The sequence below is a fragment of the Methylophaga thiooxydans DMS010 genome (assembly GCF_000156355.1).
GTDB classification, from domain to species: Bacteria; Pseudomonadota; Gammaproteobacteria; order Nitrosococcales; family Methylophagaceae; genus Methylophaga; species Methylophaga thiooxydans.
In genome coordinates this window covers 1-16,893 of sequence record NZ_GG657891.1, presented here as the reverse complement: position 1 = coordinate 16,893, position 16,893 = coordinate 1, and the positions used below count along the sequence as shown (strand labels likewise).

The 16,893-nt window shown below is 46.3% G+C and carries 16 protein-coding genes and 1 tRNA gene; 11 read left to right on the top strand and 6 right to left on the bottom strand.

Features of this window, described 5'->3' with window-relative positions:
- Nucleotides 1-74: 74 nt before the first annotated feature.
- Both rpsI and MDMS009_RS03880 read left to right on the top strand, forming a co-directional pair.
- Nucleotides 75-464, top strand: coding sequence for a 30S ribosomal protein S9 (gene rpsI / locus MDMS009_RS03885; protein ID WP_008290520.1), 390 nt, complete (start codon nt 75-77; stop codon nt 462-464).
- A 130-nt stretch (nt 465-594) separates the two neighbouring features.
- Nucleotides 595-1,083: an acyloxyacyl hydrolase gene (locus MDMS009_RS03880; protein WP_154646968.1), complete on the top strand. Its 489-nt coding sequence runs from the start codon at nt 595-597 to the stop codon at nt 1,081-1,083.
- Between the two features lie 7 nt (nt 1,084-1,090).
- Here MDMS009_RS03880 and lpxL read toward each other — a convergent pair whose 3' ends face one another.
- A complete protein-coding gene (gene lpxL, locus MDMS009_RS03875; RefSeq protein ID WP_008290524.1) occupies nt 1,091-2,008 on the bottom strand; it encodes an LpxL/LpxP family Kdo(2)-lipid IV(A) lauroyl/palmitoleoyl acyltransferase in 918 nt (305 codons plus the stop codon).
- A 75-nt stretch (nt 2,009-2,083) separates the two neighbouring features.
- On the opposite strand from lpxL, the gene waaA reads away from it, so the two are divergent.
- From waaA to mltF, 3 genes are all read left to right on the top strand, one after another.
- Nucleotides 2,084-3,349 carry a lipid IV(A) 3-deoxy-D-manno-octulosonic acid transferase gene (gene waaA / locus MDMS009_RS03870; RefSeq protein WP_008290514.1) on the top strand — a complete coding sequence of 422 codons (1,266 nt, stop codon included), beginning with the start codon at nt 2,084-2,086 and terminating at the stop codon, nt 3,347-3,349.
- Nucleotides 3,342-3,791 carry a tRNA adenosine(34) deaminase TadA gene (gene tadA, locus MDMS009_RS03865; RefSeq protein ID WP_008290522.1) on the top strand — a complete coding sequence of 150 codons (450 nt, stop codon included), beginning with the start codon at nt 3,342-3,344 and terminating at the stop codon, nt 3,789-3,791. The genes waaA and tadA overlap by 8 nt, the downstream gene beginning before the upstream one ends.
- A gap of 130 nt (nt 3,792-3,921) precedes the next feature.
- On the top strand, nt 3,922-5,370 hold the full coding sequence (gene mltF, locus MDMS009_RS03860) for a membrane-bound lytic murein transglycosylase MltF (RefSeq protein ID WP_272941068.1): 1,449 nt from the start codon (nt 3,922-3,924) through the stop codon (nt 5,368-5,370).
- Nucleotides 5,371-5,403: 33 nt separating this feature from the next.
- On the opposite strand, the gene MDMS009_RS03855 is transcribed toward mltF, so the two are convergent.
- The 4 genes from MDMS009_RS03855 to MDMS009_RS03840 form a co-directional block, all read right to left on the bottom strand.
- Nucleotides 5,404-6,021, bottom strand: a complete 618-nt coding sequence (locus tag MDMS009_RS03855; RefSeq protein ID WP_043887909.1) for a thiol:disulfide interchange protein DsbA/DsbL — start codon at nt 6,019-6,021, stop codon at nt 5,404-5,406.
- Between the two features lie 39 nt (nt 6,022-6,060).
- Nucleotides 6,061-7,215: a c-type cytochrome biogenesis protein CcsB gene (gene ccsB / locus MDMS009_RS03850; RefSeq protein ID WP_043887908.1), complete on the bottom strand. Its 1,155-nt coding sequence runs from the start codon at nt 7,213-7,215 to the stop codon at nt 6,061-6,063.
- Nucleotides 7,216-7,258: 43 nt separating this feature from the next.
- Nucleotides 7,259-9,268, bottom strand: coding sequence for a cytochrome c biogenesis protein ResB (locus MDMS009_RS03845; protein ID WP_008290516.1), 2,010 nt, complete (start codon nt 9,266-9,268; stop codon nt 7,259-7,261).
- An 84-nt stretch (nt 9,269-9,352) separates the two neighbouring features.
- Complete coding sequence (locus MDMS009_RS03840) at nt 9,353-9,961, bottom strand: c-type cytochrome (protein ID WP_008290523.1); 609 nt, start codon at nt 9,959-9,961, stop codon at nt 9,353-9,355.
- Between the two features lie 88 nt (nt 9,962-10,049).
- Here MDMS009_RS03840 and yihA point away from each other — a divergent pair, with 88 nt between their 5' ends.
- From yihA to MDMS009_RS03810, 6 genes are all read left to right on the top strand, one after another.
- Nucleotides 10,050-10,667, top strand: coding sequence for a ribosome biogenesis GTP-binding protein YihA/YsxC (yihA, locus tag MDMS009_RS03835; RefSeq protein WP_043887907.1), 618 nt, complete (start codon nt 10,050-10,052; stop codon nt 10,665-10,667).
- A gap of 11 nt (nt 10,668-10,678) precedes the next feature.
- The gene (gene soxC / locus MDMS009_RS03830; RefSeq protein ID WP_008290511.1) at nt 10,679-11,938 is read left to right on the top strand and encodes a sulfite dehydrogenase; all 1,260 of its coding nucleotides are present in this window, start codon (nt 10,679-10,681) and stop codon (nt 11,936-11,938) included.
- Complete coding sequence (locus MDMS009_RS03825) at nt 11,922-12,452, top strand: c-type cytochrome (RefSeq protein WP_008290513.1); 531 nt, start codon at nt 11,922-11,924, stop codon at nt 12,450-12,452. The genes soxC and MDMS009_RS03825 overlap by 17 nt, the downstream gene beginning before the upstream one ends.
- Nucleotides 12,453-12,478: 26 nt before the next feature.
- Nucleotides 12,479-14,983 (top strand): glycogen/starch/alpha-glucan phosphorylase, encoded by a 2,505-nt coding sequence (locus MDMS009_RS03820; RefSeq protein ID WP_008290519.1) that lies wholly within the window; start codon nt 12,479-12,481, stop codon nt 14,981-14,983.
- Nucleotides 14,984-15,177: 194 nt separating this feature from the next.
- A tRNA-Arg gene (locus tag MDMS009_RS03815) sits at nt 15,178-15,254 on the top strand.
- 114 nt (nt 15,255-15,368) lie between these two features.
- A complete protein-coding gene (locus MDMS009_RS03810; RefSeq protein WP_052298141.1) occupies nt 15,369-16,163 on the top strand; it encodes a DUF2927 domain-containing protein in 795 nt (264 codons plus the stop codon).
- A gap of 61 nt (nt 16,164-16,224) precedes the next feature.
- Here the strand turns inward: MDMS009_RS03810 and MDMS009_RS03805 are convergent.
- A partial coding sequence (locus MDMS009_RS03805; RefSeq protein ID WP_043887905.1) for an OmpA family protein occupies nt 16,225-16,893 on the bottom strand: 669 nt, incomplete at its 5' end.

The window sequence follows — 16,893 nt, the reverse complement described above, 5'->3', positions numbered from 1 at the left end:
AAGTTTACGCTGGCGAACAACACCCTCACACAGCTCAACAGCCTAAAGCGCTGGAAATCTAATCGGATATTGTCATGGCAGATTCATACTACGCAACAGGTCGTCGCAAAAGTTCTACCGCTCGTGTTTTTATTAAACCGGGCAGCGGCAACATCTCAATCAACACACGTACACTGGAAGACTATTTCGGCCGTGAAACTTCTCGCATGGTTGTCCGTCAGCCGTTGGAGTTGGTCGATATGCTGGAAAAATTTGACCTGAAAATCACTGTTCGCGGTGGTGGTAACAATGGTCAAGCCGGCGCTATTCGTCACGGCATTAGTCGTGCACTCGTTGAATACGACAGTGAACTGAAAACAGAACTGCGTAAAGCAGGCTTCATCACACGTGATGCACGTGCTGTTGAACGTAAGAAAATCGGTCTTCACAAAGCACGTAAACGTCCACAATTCTCAAAACGTTAATTGTCGACAACTGCTCTGCAGACACACAAAAAAAGGCTATCTTCGGATGGCCTTTTTTTTGTATTATTTGTTAGAATTTTGAAAACCGTGCTATAACGAAGTTAAGTCTTTTTTTTGCATGGAGTCGCAAATGAAAAAACAGCTTATCTTCGCCGGCATGCTTGCTGTAGCGATCTCCCCTCTGAGCTTCGCTGATCATAATCATTCACTCGCGTTCTCTGCTGGTGCCTTTGAAGCATTTGACAGTGATCAGCGTGCTACCGAAATCGGTATAGAATATCGTTTCGCCCCGATAGAATCCGTATTTAATCTCATCCCTACCGTTGGCTTGAATATAAACGATGATGGCGCCTATTGGGCATCAGCCGGGGTACGCTACGACTATGGCGTCGGCACTAACTGGATTCTAACGCCTAATTTTGCCTTTGTTGGCTATGAGGATGGTGCTGGTCTTGATTTAGGGTTGGGGTTGGAGTTTCGAACCGGCTTAGATTTAGCATACAAGCTAACAGACAGTAGCCGTTTAGCATTAGGCATCTATCATATGTCTAATGCTGATTTGGCTGATGATAACCCAGGTTCAGAGTCAGTTATCCTAACCTACAGCTTCGACCTGTAAATCAACATTACAGGTTTTTGTATAACGAGCCTTTGTTACCATCTGGTTGTGTTTTAAAACGGCGATGCACCCACAAATACTGTTCTGGCGATTTGCGAATTTCTTGCTCTAACCAGTCATTAATAGCTTGCGCATCATCTAAATCGTCACCTGTTGGATAGCCTTGCCACGCTTCCCCAATACTGATGGTATAGCTGCCATCAGACTCTCTTCTAGGAACAAAAGGCACAATCTTAGCGCCGCTCATTTTGACCATACGCGCCGTGGCAGGAATGGTCGCTGCCTGCACACCAAAAAATTTGGCAAACACACTGGTTCGTTTACCAAAGTCTTGATCGGGCGCATACCAGACCACTTTGTTTTTCTTTAACGCGCGTAACATGGAACGCGGATCTTCCCGCATAACGATACCTTCACTATGAAAGGTGCGTGAACGCATCATCACCGCATTGAAAAGTTTATTTTTAAGATGCCTGAACATGACATACGCAGGTGTCTTTAACATGATAAGACGCCCCCCCAGTTCCATACTGGTGAAATGCCCCGTTAATAGAATCACGCCTTTACCTGCGGCTTTCGCCTGTTCCAGATGTTCCAGACCTTGGTAGCGCACCCGTTTTTCCAGATTACGATCGCTTGCCCACCAACTCATCGCTGTTTCGATCATCATCATGCCCATGGTGCGAAGCGAGCTATTAAGTAATTTTTCACGCTCATCACCGCTGAGTTCCGGAAAGCATAATTCCAGATTTCGTCTCGCAATTTTCGCCCGCGATTTCATAAAAGGACGCAATATTGTGCCTAGTGACATACCAATCGCTAACTGAACTTTGCCGGGTAGATACACAGACAAACGCATCAACAACAACCCAAACCAACTAAGCCAATAGCGGGGATGTAAAAACTGTTTCTGGAAAATTTTCATTCGTGTGGATTCAGTATTCAATAGTGCGCCTATGCTATCATTCCTGCTCAATTTACGCTTATAAATGAGTCTGCTTTGAGAGTTTTCTACAGCATCGTTTTCACGCTTCTGATCCCATTAATTCTGCTTCGTCTTATCTGGCGAGGCAGCCGCGCTTCCGTTTACTTCAAACGTTGGGATGAACGCTTTGCTATCAAAACAGCACCGTCTTCTGATAAACCACTCATCTGGCTACATGCCGTATCTGTGGGAGAAGTTGAAGCAGCCCGCCCCTTAGTCGCATCATTACAAGAAACGTATCCGCACCATCGTATCCTTATCACTACCATGACTCCCACTGGTAGTGCCCGTGTGATAAAACTCTACGGCGAAACGGTTTTACATTGCTACCTGCCCTACGACTTACCTTTTGCTGTGAAACGGTTCCTGAAAACGGTTCAGCCGACACTCGGTATTATCATGGAAACCGAGTTATGGCCTAACCTTATCCATTACAGCGCTGAATTTAAGATTCCAGTAGTGCTTGCTAATGCTCGCTTATCTGCACGTTCAGCAAAAGGCTATCAGCGTGTGGCTAAACTCGCTCGAAATATGCTGAAAAGCTTCAGCCTGATTGCGGCTCAATCACACGATGATCGTCAGCGCTTGATTGAATTGGGGGCTGATAAAAACTCTGTTCATGCGGTGGGCAATTTAAAATTTGAAATCAGCATGCCAGCCAGTGTTAATGAACAGGCTGAGGCGATGCGCTCGGCATGGGGAGACAGGCCCGTGTTTATTGCAGCCAGTACTCATGAGGGTGAGGATGAAATTATTCTCAATGCCTCGCGCCAGATTCGTGCAAAATTTCCGGATCTACTGCTGGTTATTGTTCCCCGACACCCAGAGCGTTTTGACCGCGTTGCGGCATTGAGCCAACGCGCAGGCTTTAAAATTTTACGTCGCAGTGAGAATGGCATGTGCAGTAAAGCCATTCAAGTATTTATTGTCGATACCATGGGTGAACTGCCCTTATTCTATGGTGCCTCTGATATTGCCTTCGTGGGTGGCAGTCTGGTGCCACGTGGCGGTCATAACCTCTTAGAGCCTGCAGCGTTAGGGAGAGCCGTATTGATTGGCCCGCATTACTTCAACTTCAATGAAATTAGCAACCAGTTTTTACAAGCTAATGCAGCCATTGAGATTACTAGCAGTGAAACATTAGCGGAGTGTGTGATCGACCTTTTCAGTCATCCGCAAACGCGCGCCGCGATGGGCGAAGCCGGTCAAATGCTGATTGAACAAAGCAAAGGCGCTAGCAACCGCTTACTCAATCTGATCAAGAGACATATCAATGTCTGATGAAATACGATGGATGCAGCGTGCATTAGCGCTTGCTCAACGAGCAGAAGCCGAAGGAGAAGTCCCTGTTGGTGCTGTAATTGTACTGAATAATGAGATCATCGGAGAAGGCTGGAACCAGCCAATTTCTGCTAATGATGCCACCGCACACGCCGAAATCATTGCCTTACGCCAAGCCTGTCAATTGATGAATAACTATCGCCTTCCCGGTGCTGATATGTATATCACACTGGAACCCTGTGCTATGTGTGCAGGCGCATTGGTTCATGCGCGTATCAATAAAGTTGTCTATGCTACCGCTGAGCCCAAAACAGGGGCTGCGGGTAGTTGTGTCGATATTTTCACCTTACCCAATCTCAATCATCGTGTCAGCACTGAATCAGGCCTGCTCGCCGAGCAGAGTAGTCAGTTATTACGCCAATTCTTTCGTGGTAAACGTTAACGCTTAATGCAGATAAATTAACGCGCAGACACCGTACTGTTGTGTGATATTCACACATTTTTGAGATAAAAACCTCATCAAAAAAGCTATGTAAAACAGGATTATTACCAGTTCATCCAAACTTCCGTAGGTGCAATTAGGTCGATATAAAGCGATAATTTATTCGTTTAGTCATCGAGGCTCATTTTTGAAATCGATCACATTTGCTCTCTTAACGGTTTGTATGCTGGTTGCTTGCGGCGAAGCCCAGCCACATCTCGAAGCAATTCAAGAACGGGGTGAGCTGCGAGTGCTTAGCCGCTATGGTCTCACCAGCTATTATGTCAAAGGTGATACGCTCGCTGGTTTTGAATATGAGTTGGCACAAAAGTTTGCTGAAAGACTTAACGTTGAATTAAAAGTCATCGTACCTGACAACCTAGGCAATATGCTCAGGTTAATCGAGCAAGGCCAAGCTGATATTGCAGCAGCCGGTCTTACCGTGACAGAACAGCGCAAAGATCACATCCGCTTCGGACCTGTATACCATGAGGTTACCCAACAGCTGGTCTATAAAAATGGTACCGCTAAGCCCAGCGATATCACTGAAGTTGTCGAAGGTCAGCTAGAAGTTGTGGCAGATAGCAGTCACGTCGAACAATTACAAGCATTACACGAGGAAGTACCTGAACTACTTTGGCGTGAAAATAATGAGCTTGATAACAGTGGCCTTCTTGAACTGGTACAGCTGGAGTTGATTGACTACACCATCGTTGACTCAAACGAGATGTCAGCTAACCAAAGCCTTTTTCCTGAGTTACGGGTTGCCTTTGATATTTCAGAGCCGCAATTTCTAGCTTGGGCATTACCGCTGGCTGAAGATGACAGCCTGTATTTAGAATTATTGGACTTTTTCCAAGAACTTGAAGCATCTGGTGACTTAGATAAGCTCATTGAAAAATATTATGGCCATATACGACGTTTTGATTATGTCGATACCCGCGCAGTCCACCGCCGGATCCAAACTCACCTTCCGCTTTACAAAGATCTGTTTCAACAAGCCGGTGAAATACATCAGTTTGATTGGCACTTGCTCGCAGCAATGTCTTATCAGGAGTCACACTGGAACCCAGAAGCGGTCTCCAGCACCGGGGTAAAAGGTCTGATGATGTTAACCAGAGCGACAGCACGGGAAATGGGTGTCACTGATCGTGAAGATCCTGAGCAGAGTATTTTCGCTGGAGCAGCTTATCTAGCCGAAATGTATTCAAGATTGCCAGAAGGTATCGCAGAACCTGACCGAATCTGGTTTGCCTTGGCGGCTTATAATGTAGGGCTGGGTCATTTAGAAGATGCACGCGTCTTAGCGCAATCTGCCGGCAAGGATCCTAACCTATGGTCTGATGTCAGGGAATCATTACCCTTACTATCTAAAAAGAAATGGTTTTCGCAAACCCGATATGGGTATGCTCGTGGCAGTGAGCCAGTTCGTTATGTTCAAAATATCCGACGTTATCTTGATGTGCTTCTACACTTTGATGATACCGGTATCGCTTCACCACCTCAGCCTCTCGATCAGTCTTTGCCGGAAGCTTTATAAAAAAGCCCGGCGAACCGGGCTTTCTTCAGTAACTTATTTTGTCTGTTCAATCAATTTATCGACAACTAGAAATAAGTCCTCAGTACTACCGGCACTGCTAGCATCTGTACGGAACTCACCATTCACAATTATCGATGGCACACCCGTAATACCCGATGTCTGACTCATGACCAGCGCTTTCTTCACTTTGCTTTGCACAGTGAATGAATTCATCATTTTGGCAAAGCTCTCACGATCCACACCTTGTTCTTCAACAAAGTCGAGCAACTGTTCTTCTGTGTTAAGACGGCGCTTATCAACATGAATCGCGCTAAACAGTTTTGGGTGAAGCAACTCTAAATCACCTGTTGCTTCGGCGGCATAATACACTTTAGCCAGTTCTAACCAACTATCACGGAAAATGGCCGGTACTTTGGTGAACGTCACATTGTCTGGCAAGCTTTGTTTCCACTCATCAATGGCTGGTTCCAGGCGGAAGCAATGCGGGCAGGTGTAAGAAAACATTTCGACCACTTCGATGACATTATCGTCTGACGTTGCCAGTTTCTGAGCAGTAGGAAAATAATGTGTACCCTCAACATAGCTCATTGGGACCGCTGAAGCCGCTGAAGTGAACAGGGCCATCAATGCGCCTACTACGAAACTATTCATCAATTTTCTCATCATCAAACTATCCTTTATTGCTGAGATTTAAAGGGTGCCATAAGAGTGCAACCCGGATAAAAACATATTAACGCCAAGGAAGGCGAATAAGGTCACGAACAAGCCTATTAGTGCCCACCAAGCCATCGGAACACCATTCCAGCCTTTCGTCATACGCATATGTAACCACGCTGCATAATTCAACCAGACAATCAGTGCCCAGGTTTCTTTAGGATCCCACGACCAATAGCCACCCCATGCTTCGGCTGCCCACAGCGCGCCGAGAATCGTTGCAAGGGTGAAAAAAGCAAAGCCTAAAGCGATGGTTTTATACATCAAATCATCCATCAGATGTAATGATGGCATCGCTCTGAGCCACGCACTATCACCCTGCTTTTGTTGACGCCATGACACTAATATATACGCCACGCCAATCATCGCTGCCATGGCAAAAGCACCATAGCCAATGAAGTTGGCTGGCACATGAATTTTCATCCAGTAACTTTGGAGTGCTGGTACTAAAGGCTCGATTTCATGAGCATTGCGTTCAAAGGTGTACCACAGCTGGAAAACCACTGCCGCAGTGATAATAAGCAAGATAAAGCCACCGAGACTGCGCGTTTCATAACGTCTTTCGTAAAACAGATACAGCAAGGCTGTAACCACCGAAAAAAGAATAAACACTTCGTAAAGATTGCTCACCGGAATATGGCCAATATCAGCACCCAACAGGTAGGACTCGCGCCAACGAACCATTAAACCAATCATGCCCATGGTAGTGGCAGCCCATGTTAGCGCTGTTCCCACTTTTTCAGTGAAATCTGAACGAAATAAGGTACCAGCAAAATATGTCACAGTAGCCATTACAAATAAGGCACTCATCCACATAAACGCTGATTGACTGGCTAGCAGGTAATTTAGCCAGAAATTGCTGTCAGACTGATTCAGATCGCTGCCATACAACGAGACAGCAAATACACTTAATATTGCCACCGCCACGGCATGCCAACGAAAACCAGGCCAGTCTTGCCCCAAATAAGCCATGCTGATAGCGGTCAGGATAATAATGCTGATTTCATACACATCGAGCACTTCAAGATAGAAGCTGATTATCCCTATGGCTGACAACGCCATTAGAACCCGCCATAGCCAAGTCACTAATAAAGATTTGTCAGAATTCTGAGTCGTTATATTTGCTGTCATATTTTTCTCGTTGCGCATTAGCGCTGGTCAGAAACTAAGAACATCAGCTCTTAACAGAGTTCCCCGCTTGGGCCTTTAGTTCAGCTCGGGTCTGCTCAAAAAAACTATCGAACTCTCTCGGGTTACGGTTACTCATGCCAGCCAAATATACCCGTGTTTGCTGATTGTCTTTTTTAAGCCACATCCAGAAGCGACGCTGCGGTAAATAAAATAATAAAAACACACCTGCAATCAAAAATGCACATCCCAGATAAACCACAGACTTGCCGGGTGAACGTGCGATCTGAAGTCCCGTTGACTCGATGTGAGTGTAGTCTTTTAAAGCCAAATAAACGGGTGAACCATAGCGTGGAAGTGTTCCTATCGCATCAATGGCATCTTGCATAAATACCAGTTCAGACTCATCGACCATTTCATCAGCGGCCAGATCCAGACCCTCGAAATACAACCGTCCTAGCATTTCACGCAACATAGCAAGATAGGCTGGTGCCAGACTATCGCGTTCAGTTTCCGGTAAGGTTTGCTCGATAAAATCACGTACTTCACCGAAGCCCCCTCGGATAAACATATCTACCAGCGTCACGAGTGTTTTTTGCAAACTTTGCCCCAAAACTTGATCATCTTCTGTTTGCAGGCTGAGTAAGGTTTCATTTTTCATTTGGGTGGCAATTTGCTCTACCCGTTGTTTATCGTTGATGTTTTGTAAAAACTGGATAAAACCAGCTAACTCGCCGTTTTCATCAGCGGGTATGTATAGGTAAGCAAACTCTTCTGCAGGACTACTGCGCACACCGCTGAGGAAAAACTCTCGGCCTTCCCGTTCCACTGGGTACATGTAATTTTCGTACTCAAATGCTTCGCCGGTTTCGCGTCGTAATTTAAACTGAATACTTGGCCCGTAATTACGCACATTTTTCGGATCGTCTTCGGTCGGATCAGGATTAATGTTAAAAGGTCTGAACCCTGTCATTTCCAACAGCATCTGCTGCTCACCCCAGCGCATTTCACGGGTTTCAAACACTTTGGTTTCCACCGTCACAGCGTCACCTTGATCTGCAAACAACGGCCAGGCCTCAAGTGCTAGCTCAGAACCACCATCACCAAAACTCGCTTGGTAAATGGCATAGCCTTTGTGAATGAGAGGATGGTTTACTGAAATCGTCGTTGTAATCGGTTCTGCTAGATCCGGATCATAGACTTTCAGATCAGATTCAAATGACTTCGGCTGGCCCGTCGCATAATGTTCAATCCGAAACTCATCAACAGCGATAGTGAAGGGCAGTTTCTGCACCAGATAACCATCCCGCATTGGTAGATAAACCACCTCTGATGAACGACCTTCAGGAATACTGACACTGCCACGAAACGCTTGCGATCCGACAGGTAATCGGCTTTCTTGTGGAATCTGACTCAACGGCAGGTTCTGCGTTTCAATTTCTAGTCGACCTTGCCATTCAGCTAGTTTCAGCGGCAAGTTACTATCCATCAATCCGCCAACACATATCACGATGATCGCTACGTGCGTCAGGATATAACCTAGCCTGTTCATCCCGCCTCGCATCGCGGAAATCAACGTATCATCACCTTTCTCAGTAAGGCGTGTGCGAAACCCTTTGGTTTTAAAAAATGACTGTAAATTCGCTGCTGTGACGTTCGTTTCCGCGTTTTCGAGCCACTCAGCACGATGATGCATGGATCGCAGCGACTTGAGCTGCACATTGGTTCGCAAGTTGAACATGTCCTTGAACATCGATGGTGCATGGCGAATAACACAGACTGATGTGGACATCACCAGCAAGGTCAAAATGATTAAAAACCACAAAGCACTATAGACGTCATAGAGCCCTAACGACTCGAACACCTCGAACCAAAAAGGACCAAACTTAATGACATAGTCAGGATAAGGTTGATTCTGCTGCAACACGGTACCAATCACTGAGGCTATCGCCAGTGTGATTAACAAAGTGATGGCGAGTTCCATGGTGCCTAAAAAATGAAACAGACGCCATGCAAACGAATGATGTGGACGTTGAGAATCCTTAGTTTGTGACATTAGGGGGGTCCCTGTTTCAGGTAACAATACCTGAATGTGTCAATATTGCCCGCACGACATAAGCCGTGCAGGCAAGAGACATCGTTATTTCAAACCAAACACGTAGGCAGAAACCGCTTTGATTTCGGCATCGCTCATTTTACTGGCGATATCCGCCATCATGCCGTTAGGAGAATTGTTTCTTTCTCCTTTGGCGAAGGCGTGAAGCTGTGTTTCGATGTAGCTGCTGTATTGACCGGACAGTTTTGGCCAGTCTGCAGCGGGGATACCGTTACCATTGGGACCATGACAGGCCATACAAGCCGGCACCCCAGTTTCTTTATTACCGCCACGGTAGATTTGCTCTCCCGCCGCCAGCAATTCTTCTGATACCGCGCCTGGCGCAGTTTTCTGACTGGCGAAATACGCCCCCAAATCAGCCATATCTTGCTCAGTTAAGTTAGCAACCATCGGTGCCATTAGCGCATTCTGACGCGCCCCACTTTTGAACTCCATCAGCTGCTTGACGATATAACCTTCATGTTGACCTGCCAGCTTTGGAAAAGCGTCTGACAAGCTATTACCGTCTGTACCATGACAGGCAGCACATACTGCGGCCTTGCCTTTACCTGCTGCGACATTACCCGCCGCCATTACTGCAGAAGTCATACTCAGCGCCATGCCCAGCACGGCTGTCATCAACATTTTTTTCATTTATCTCTACCTGAAAACTAAGCACTTGCATCTTAAAACTGTGGGTATGCTACTCTTGTTAGGTCAATTTTTCACCCGAAATGGTTCCATGTCACAGCTCTACCGAAACGCCTATTATACCGGCAGCGCGACCCAACTGTCTCAGTTACCCGAGGATACAGGTTTCGAAGTCGCTTTTGCTGGTCGTTCTAATGCCGGAAAGTCCAGTGCTATCAATACGATAACCGGCATTCGCTCACTGGCCAGAACGAGTAAAACACCCGGCCGCACCCAGATGATCAACTTTTTCCATTTTGATGATCAGCGCGCTTTAGTCGATCTTCCCGGCTATGGTTATGCCAAAGTCCCTGAAAAAATGAAGCAAAAATGGCAACAAACGCTGGCGAAATATCTGGAAACGCGCCAATCCTTACGAGGCCTGATGATGATGATGGATGTCCGCCATCCACTCAAAGAATTCGACTTGCAAATGCTAAGTTGGGCTAACCAAGCTGACTTATCCGTGCATATCCTGCTGACTAAAGCCGATAAGCTCAAAAATAGCGCAGCGAAACAAAGTCTACTCAAAGTAGTTGCTGAGCTTAAAAATCACGATCTAAAAGCCTCTGTGCAGCTATTTTCCTCACTCAATAAAAGCGGACGCGACATAGCCGTTCAAAAACTTGATGAGTGGTTTGAAGTCGAATTGGTGGGGTCCACAGAATAAGGAATTAGTTGATGGCAAAAAAGCTGGTAAAAAGTCGTCGTCAATTTTTACAAACCACGGCTTTGGGTAGCGCTTTTGCCAGCTTCAGCTTGCCTCTTATAGCGGCACAAAAAGCCGCTGACTTTACCGCTAACTTGCCTGAATCTATGCGCCAAGCTGGCAAACCATTCAGCAACTACGGCCAACCCTCCCCTTACGAAAAAGACATCATCCGCTGGATAGCCGCCAATCAAGACATGCCTGGCAACGGCGTTTCATGGTCTCCCTTACATGAACTTCAAGGTACCATCACGCCGAATGGTCTGCATTATGAGCGTCATCACAATGGCGTACCTGACATCGATCCTGCTACTCATCAACTATTAATCGATGGTTTAGTCGAACAGCCTCTCAGCTTCAGCATTGAGACGTTGAAACGTTACCCTCAAACATCGCGAATTTGTTTTATTGAGTGTGGCGGTAACAGCAACAGCGGTTGGCGTAATATACCTATTCAATCTTCTGCTGGCTATGCACACGGCTTGGTATCGAATGCGGAATGGACCGGTGTGCCACTAAGCTACCTGCTACAAGAAGCGGGCATTAAGCCTGAAGCCAAATGGGTCATTGCCGAGGCGGCTGATGGTGCTTCGCTCAATATCAGCATTCCAATAGAAAAATTACTCGATGATGCCATTCTCGCTTTATACCAAAATGGTGAAAGATTACGACCGGAAAATGGTTATCCACTGCGTTTGGTGCTGCCCGGCTGGGAAGGCATTGTTAACGTAAAATGGCTTCGTCAGTTGCGACTTACCGATACACCAGTGATGTCTCGTGATGAAACGGCGCAATACACTGACCTGATGCCAGATGGCAGTGCGCGGCAATTCAGCTTTATCATGGATGCAAAATCCTTGATCACCTCCCCATCACTGGGTATGCATTTATCCGATAATCCTGGTATCTATCAGGTGACCGGACTGGCATGGTCTGGACGAGGCAAAATTACCCGTGTCGAAGTCTCTGACGATAGCGGTGAAAGTTGGCTAGATGCTGAATTGCAAGAACCCATTCTGGATAAAGCCTTCACGCGCTTCAATCTCCCTTGGCAGTGGCAGGGGCAATACGCCGTATTGCAAAGTCGTGCAACTGATGACAGCGGTTATGTGCAACCATCACGTGAGGCTTTAGTGGCAAACCGCGGCACTGATGGATTTTTTCATTACAACGCGATTGTTAGTTGGGAAGTCACTGAGGAAGGCGATATCAACCATGTCTACCCTTTCTAAACTTGGTTTTGTCTTATTTCTCTTCATTGGGATTCCGACAACATACGCTCAGCCGCTTTATCAACCTCTTGGTCAAAAAGCCGATACGCTTTCATCAAAACCTGAGTGGAACTTAACCATTTTCCCGGATGGCCGAGGCTTACCCCAAGGCGCAGGCGATGCTGCGCAAGGCAAAAAAATCTTCACTCAACACTGCGTAGCTTGTCATGGCTTTGATGCGATTGGTGCCAGTGCAATGCCCTTAGTTGGTGAAGTCGGCTCGCTAACCAGCGAGTATCCGGAAAAAACAGTCAACAGTTACTGGCCTTATGCCACGACCTTATTTGACTATATTCGGCGTTCCATGCCACCGTCATCACCTTATTCATTAAGCAGTAACGAAATTTACGCACTTTGCGCTTATATTTTAAGTCAGGATGGTATAATCGAATCTGGTGTAGAACTCAACGAAGTCACACTACCTCAGGTAACGATGCCCAACCGAGATGGCTTCTCTGTCATCCACCAACAATAACCGTCAAATATTCTAAAGGTCTGTCTATGAGCCCACGCTATGCTTGTACCGCTTCTCCTGCGCCTGATCTGTACAACACACCAAAACTTGGTATGGAAAGCGCCGATCTGATCAGAGATTTCAAACGCTATTACGGCACATACCTGGCACAGGATAAAGGTTGTGCCTCAGGTCACTACTTGTTCACTGCACTGGCATTTACCTTACGTGATCGCCTGTTCAATCGTATGAAGCACACCAAACACACCTATGCAGAAAGCCACTGCAAACAAGCCTATTATTTATCTATGGAATTTTTGATGGGCCGAGCCATGGGCAATGCCGCGCTTAATCTCGGCCTGGATAAAGAAACTGAAAAAGCCTTGCATGATCTCGGTCTGAACTTTGAAGAACTCATCGATATGGAGCACGACGCCGGTCTCGGTAATGGCGGCTTAGGTAGACTTGCTGCCTGCTTTATTGACAGCTGTGCAACCCTGCAACTTCCTGTAACAGGATATGGTTTGCGCTATGAATACGGCATGTTCAAACAAAGCATCAAGAATGGTTTTCAAATAGAAAAACCGGATCACTGGCTTCGCGATGGCAACCCCTGGGAGCTGGAACGGCCAGAGTTCACCCAGCGAGTTAAATTTGGTGGACACACAGAATTTCACCGTGAGCATGATGGTGAAATGCGCGTCTATTGGGTCGACACTAATGATGTCCTCGCTGTGCCCTATGATATGCCAGTTCCTGGCTACCAGAATGGCACAGTCAACAAGCTACGCCTATGGAAAGCCGCAGCGACCGACGAGTTCAACTTGGAAGATTTCAACTCAGGCTCATATACCGAAGCCGTTGCCGCCAAAAATGAAGCTGAAAATATCAGCATGGTGTTGTATCCAAATGACGCCAGTGAAAATGGTAAAGAGCTGCGACTTCGCCAACAGTACTTTCTAGCATCAGCAAGTTTGCAAGATATCCTTGATTATTGGGTGGCTAACCACGGCCAGAACTTTGATCATTTTGCTGACAAAAACTGCTTTCAACTGAATGACACTCACCCGACGGTTGCTGTTGCCGAATTGATGCGTTTGTTAATGGATGATCACGAACTGAGCTGGGAACAGGCTTGGGATATCACCAGCCAGACTATGGCTTACACCAATCACACGCTATTACCGGAAGCTTTGGAACGCTGGCCGGTCAATATGTTTGGTCGTTTGTTGCCCCGTATTCTTGAAATCATTTATGAAATCAATGCCCGCTTCCTACGTGAAGTGGCGAATCATTGGCCGGGCGATAAGAAAAAACTAGCCAGCCTGTCGATCATTGAAGAAGGTCCACAGCAGCAAGTGCGTATGGCACATCTGGCTATTGTTGGTAGCTACTCAATTAACGGTGTTGCCGCACTACACTCAGAACTGCTCAAAAAAGGCCTATTCCACGATTTCTATCAACTATGGCCACATAAGTTCAACAACAAAACCAACGGTGTCACTCAGCGTCGCTGGATGGCGTGGTGTAACCCCGCGTTAAGTGAACTGGTCACCGAAACAATTGGTGACAAATGGATCACACACCTCAGTGAGTTGAAAAAGCTAGAACCCTATGCACATGACAAAACATTCCAGAAAAAATGGCATGATGCCAAACTGGAGAATAAAAAACGTCTGGCAGATTTAGTCAAAGAAAGCTGTGGGGTGATCTTCGATCCCGAAGCGATGTTTGATATTCAGGTTAAGCGCATACATGAGTATAAGCGCCAGCTACTGAACGTCTTACATGTTATTCATCTCTACGACCGTATCAAACGCGGTGATACCGAAGGCATGACGCCCCGCTGCGTCTTGTTTGGAGGTAAAGCAGCACCTGGTTATGTCATGGCAAAACAAATCGTTAAACTGATTAATAACGTTGCCGAATTGGTCAATAATGATCCAGAAATAGGTAACTGGCTCAAGGTCGTCTTCTTGCCTAACTATCAAGTGTCGGCCATGGAAGTTATCTGCCCTGCTGCTGACTTGTCCGAGCAGATTTCCACCGCCGGTAAAGAAGCATCGGGTACGGGTAACATGAAGTTTATGATGAATGGCGCAATTACCATCGGCACATTGGATGGCGCCAATATCGAAATTCGTGAAGAAGCAGGTGATGATAACTTTTTCCTCTTCGGCTTAACCGAAGAAGAAGTAGTAGAAGCACGCCATGGCTACAACCCGCGCTTTATCATTGAAAATGATCCCGATCTCAAACGCGTTGTGACCCTGTTAGAAGCAGGACACTTCAACCAATTTGAACCCGGATGTTTCGACGATGTGATTGGCGCCTTTACCAATCCTCATGACCCGTGGATGACGGTGGCTGACTTCCGTAGTTATGTAGACGCTCAACAGCAAGCTGCTGAAGCCTACCAAGATAAAGAGCGTTGGACCGCGATGAGCATTATCAATAGTGCTAACAGCGGCAAGTTCTCTACCGATCGGACGATGGAAGAGTACAACAATGAAATCTGGAAGTTAGAGAAAATCAATCCGAGTTACGATTGATTAATAGCACAGGGCGTGCTCACATCACGCTCTGTGCTTTTTTCTGGCCTGATGGCGGTAACTGACTAAAGTCCGTATAATCTCGCGCACAGCGTCCTGCTACTTATCTGTATATATCGATTAGCAAAAGCTTTAATCGATCGATTGGTTAAACACAGTAGGCACTGCTCAAAATAAGTTAAAATAGTCTCAAAGCGCCTGTAGCTCAGTTGGATAGAGTGTTGGTTTCCGAAGCCAAAGGCCGTGGGTTCGAATCCCGCCAGGCGCGCCATTCATTATTTTTCCACAGTTATAGTGATGGGGGCTTAATAGCCTCAAACCTGCTCCGTTTCTCCCTGTCCATGCCTTTTTTGTGAATTTACTTCATCAATCATAAAATAAATTCATGTTGAAGTTTTATACTACCTTGTCATCACTCAGTCTTTTGCTGATCTCGCATTGTGTACAAAGTGAGCAAATACCGCACTGGCAGAACAAGTCGTATATCCACACCAGCTTTACTCAGATTGCACTGCAGGGTGAACATAGTAAAAGTGATGGCCGTTTACATAAGTGGCAGCGCCCTATTGTTTTCAGCCTACAAGATCAGACTGGCGATCATCTATTGCATCAAAAAATGGTGACTCAGCAATTCAAGCACCTCTCCGCCATCACTGGCCATCCAATATCACCGGCCAAAAATCCTCAGAGTGCGAATGTGACTATCATGTTTAGTACAGAACAAAACCTCGATAGTGACTTATTAAAAAGTATGGGAATTACCAACCCAACATTTCGTCAGAGCCTGAATCATCACAGTGTCTGTATGGCCCAAATTTCATATGACCACTCAGCAAACATCAGCAGAGCTATCGTGATTATCCCTGTTGATCGCGCCAGAGCCCATGGAAAATTAATGGCCTGTGTCGTGGAAGAGCTCACTCAGATAATGGGCTTGCCGAATGACTCTACTGATGTCTACCCATCAATTTTTAATGATCATTCTTTCAATAATTTTCTGACAGGGCTGGACTATCTACTCCTTCAACTACTTTATAGTGATGTCCTGAAATCAGGCATGACAGGCGAAGAAGTTGAGCAGCAGATTCATATCATCACACAAACAGAGGCCTTCAAAGCGCGTATAAAAAATGCAGAAGGCTTAGTCAGACAACATAGTCTAGAAAACTGGCTTGACTAACTGACAGGCAAAAAAAAGGCCCTGACTAGCAGGGCCTTAATTTCTTTATCGCGTGTCGTTATTATTGATTAACAACAAAGTCTACACGACGGTTAGCAGCACGACCTGCTTTAGAGTCGTTGCTGGCAACTGGTGAGCTTTCACCCAGACCAACTGGTACAAGGTTATTACCATCAATGCCACGTGAAGTCAGATAATCAACAACTGATTGAGCACGACGTTGTGACAGGTCTTGGTTGTATGCTTCTGTACCAATGCTGTCGGTGTGACCTTCAACACGTACTTCAACGATGCCATCAGTTTCTTTCAGCAATGTCACCGCTTCTTCCAGAATGGTTTTCGCTTCTTCGGTTAATACCGCTTTGTCGAATGCGAAGTTAACACCTGTCAGAGACAACAGGTTTTCGCCAGCTAATGGGCAACCATCTTGGTCGACGATAACGCCTTCTGGAGTACCAGGGCAAAGATCCAGGTAATCAGCTACCGCATCATTGTCAGAGTCTAAAGGACAACCAACGCGATCGACGGTGACACCTTCTGGTGTGTTACGGCAAAGATCGATGCCGTCATAAACGCCATCACCATCAGTGTCATAAGCACAACCGTTTTGATCCAATAACGCACCTGGTGGTGGTTCTACCGGACAAACTGGCTCTTCAACCATAGGGGCAGCTTCTGGCTCATCAGTCGGACATAGAAGAAGAGCAAGCATTGCACCAACAGCAGCACC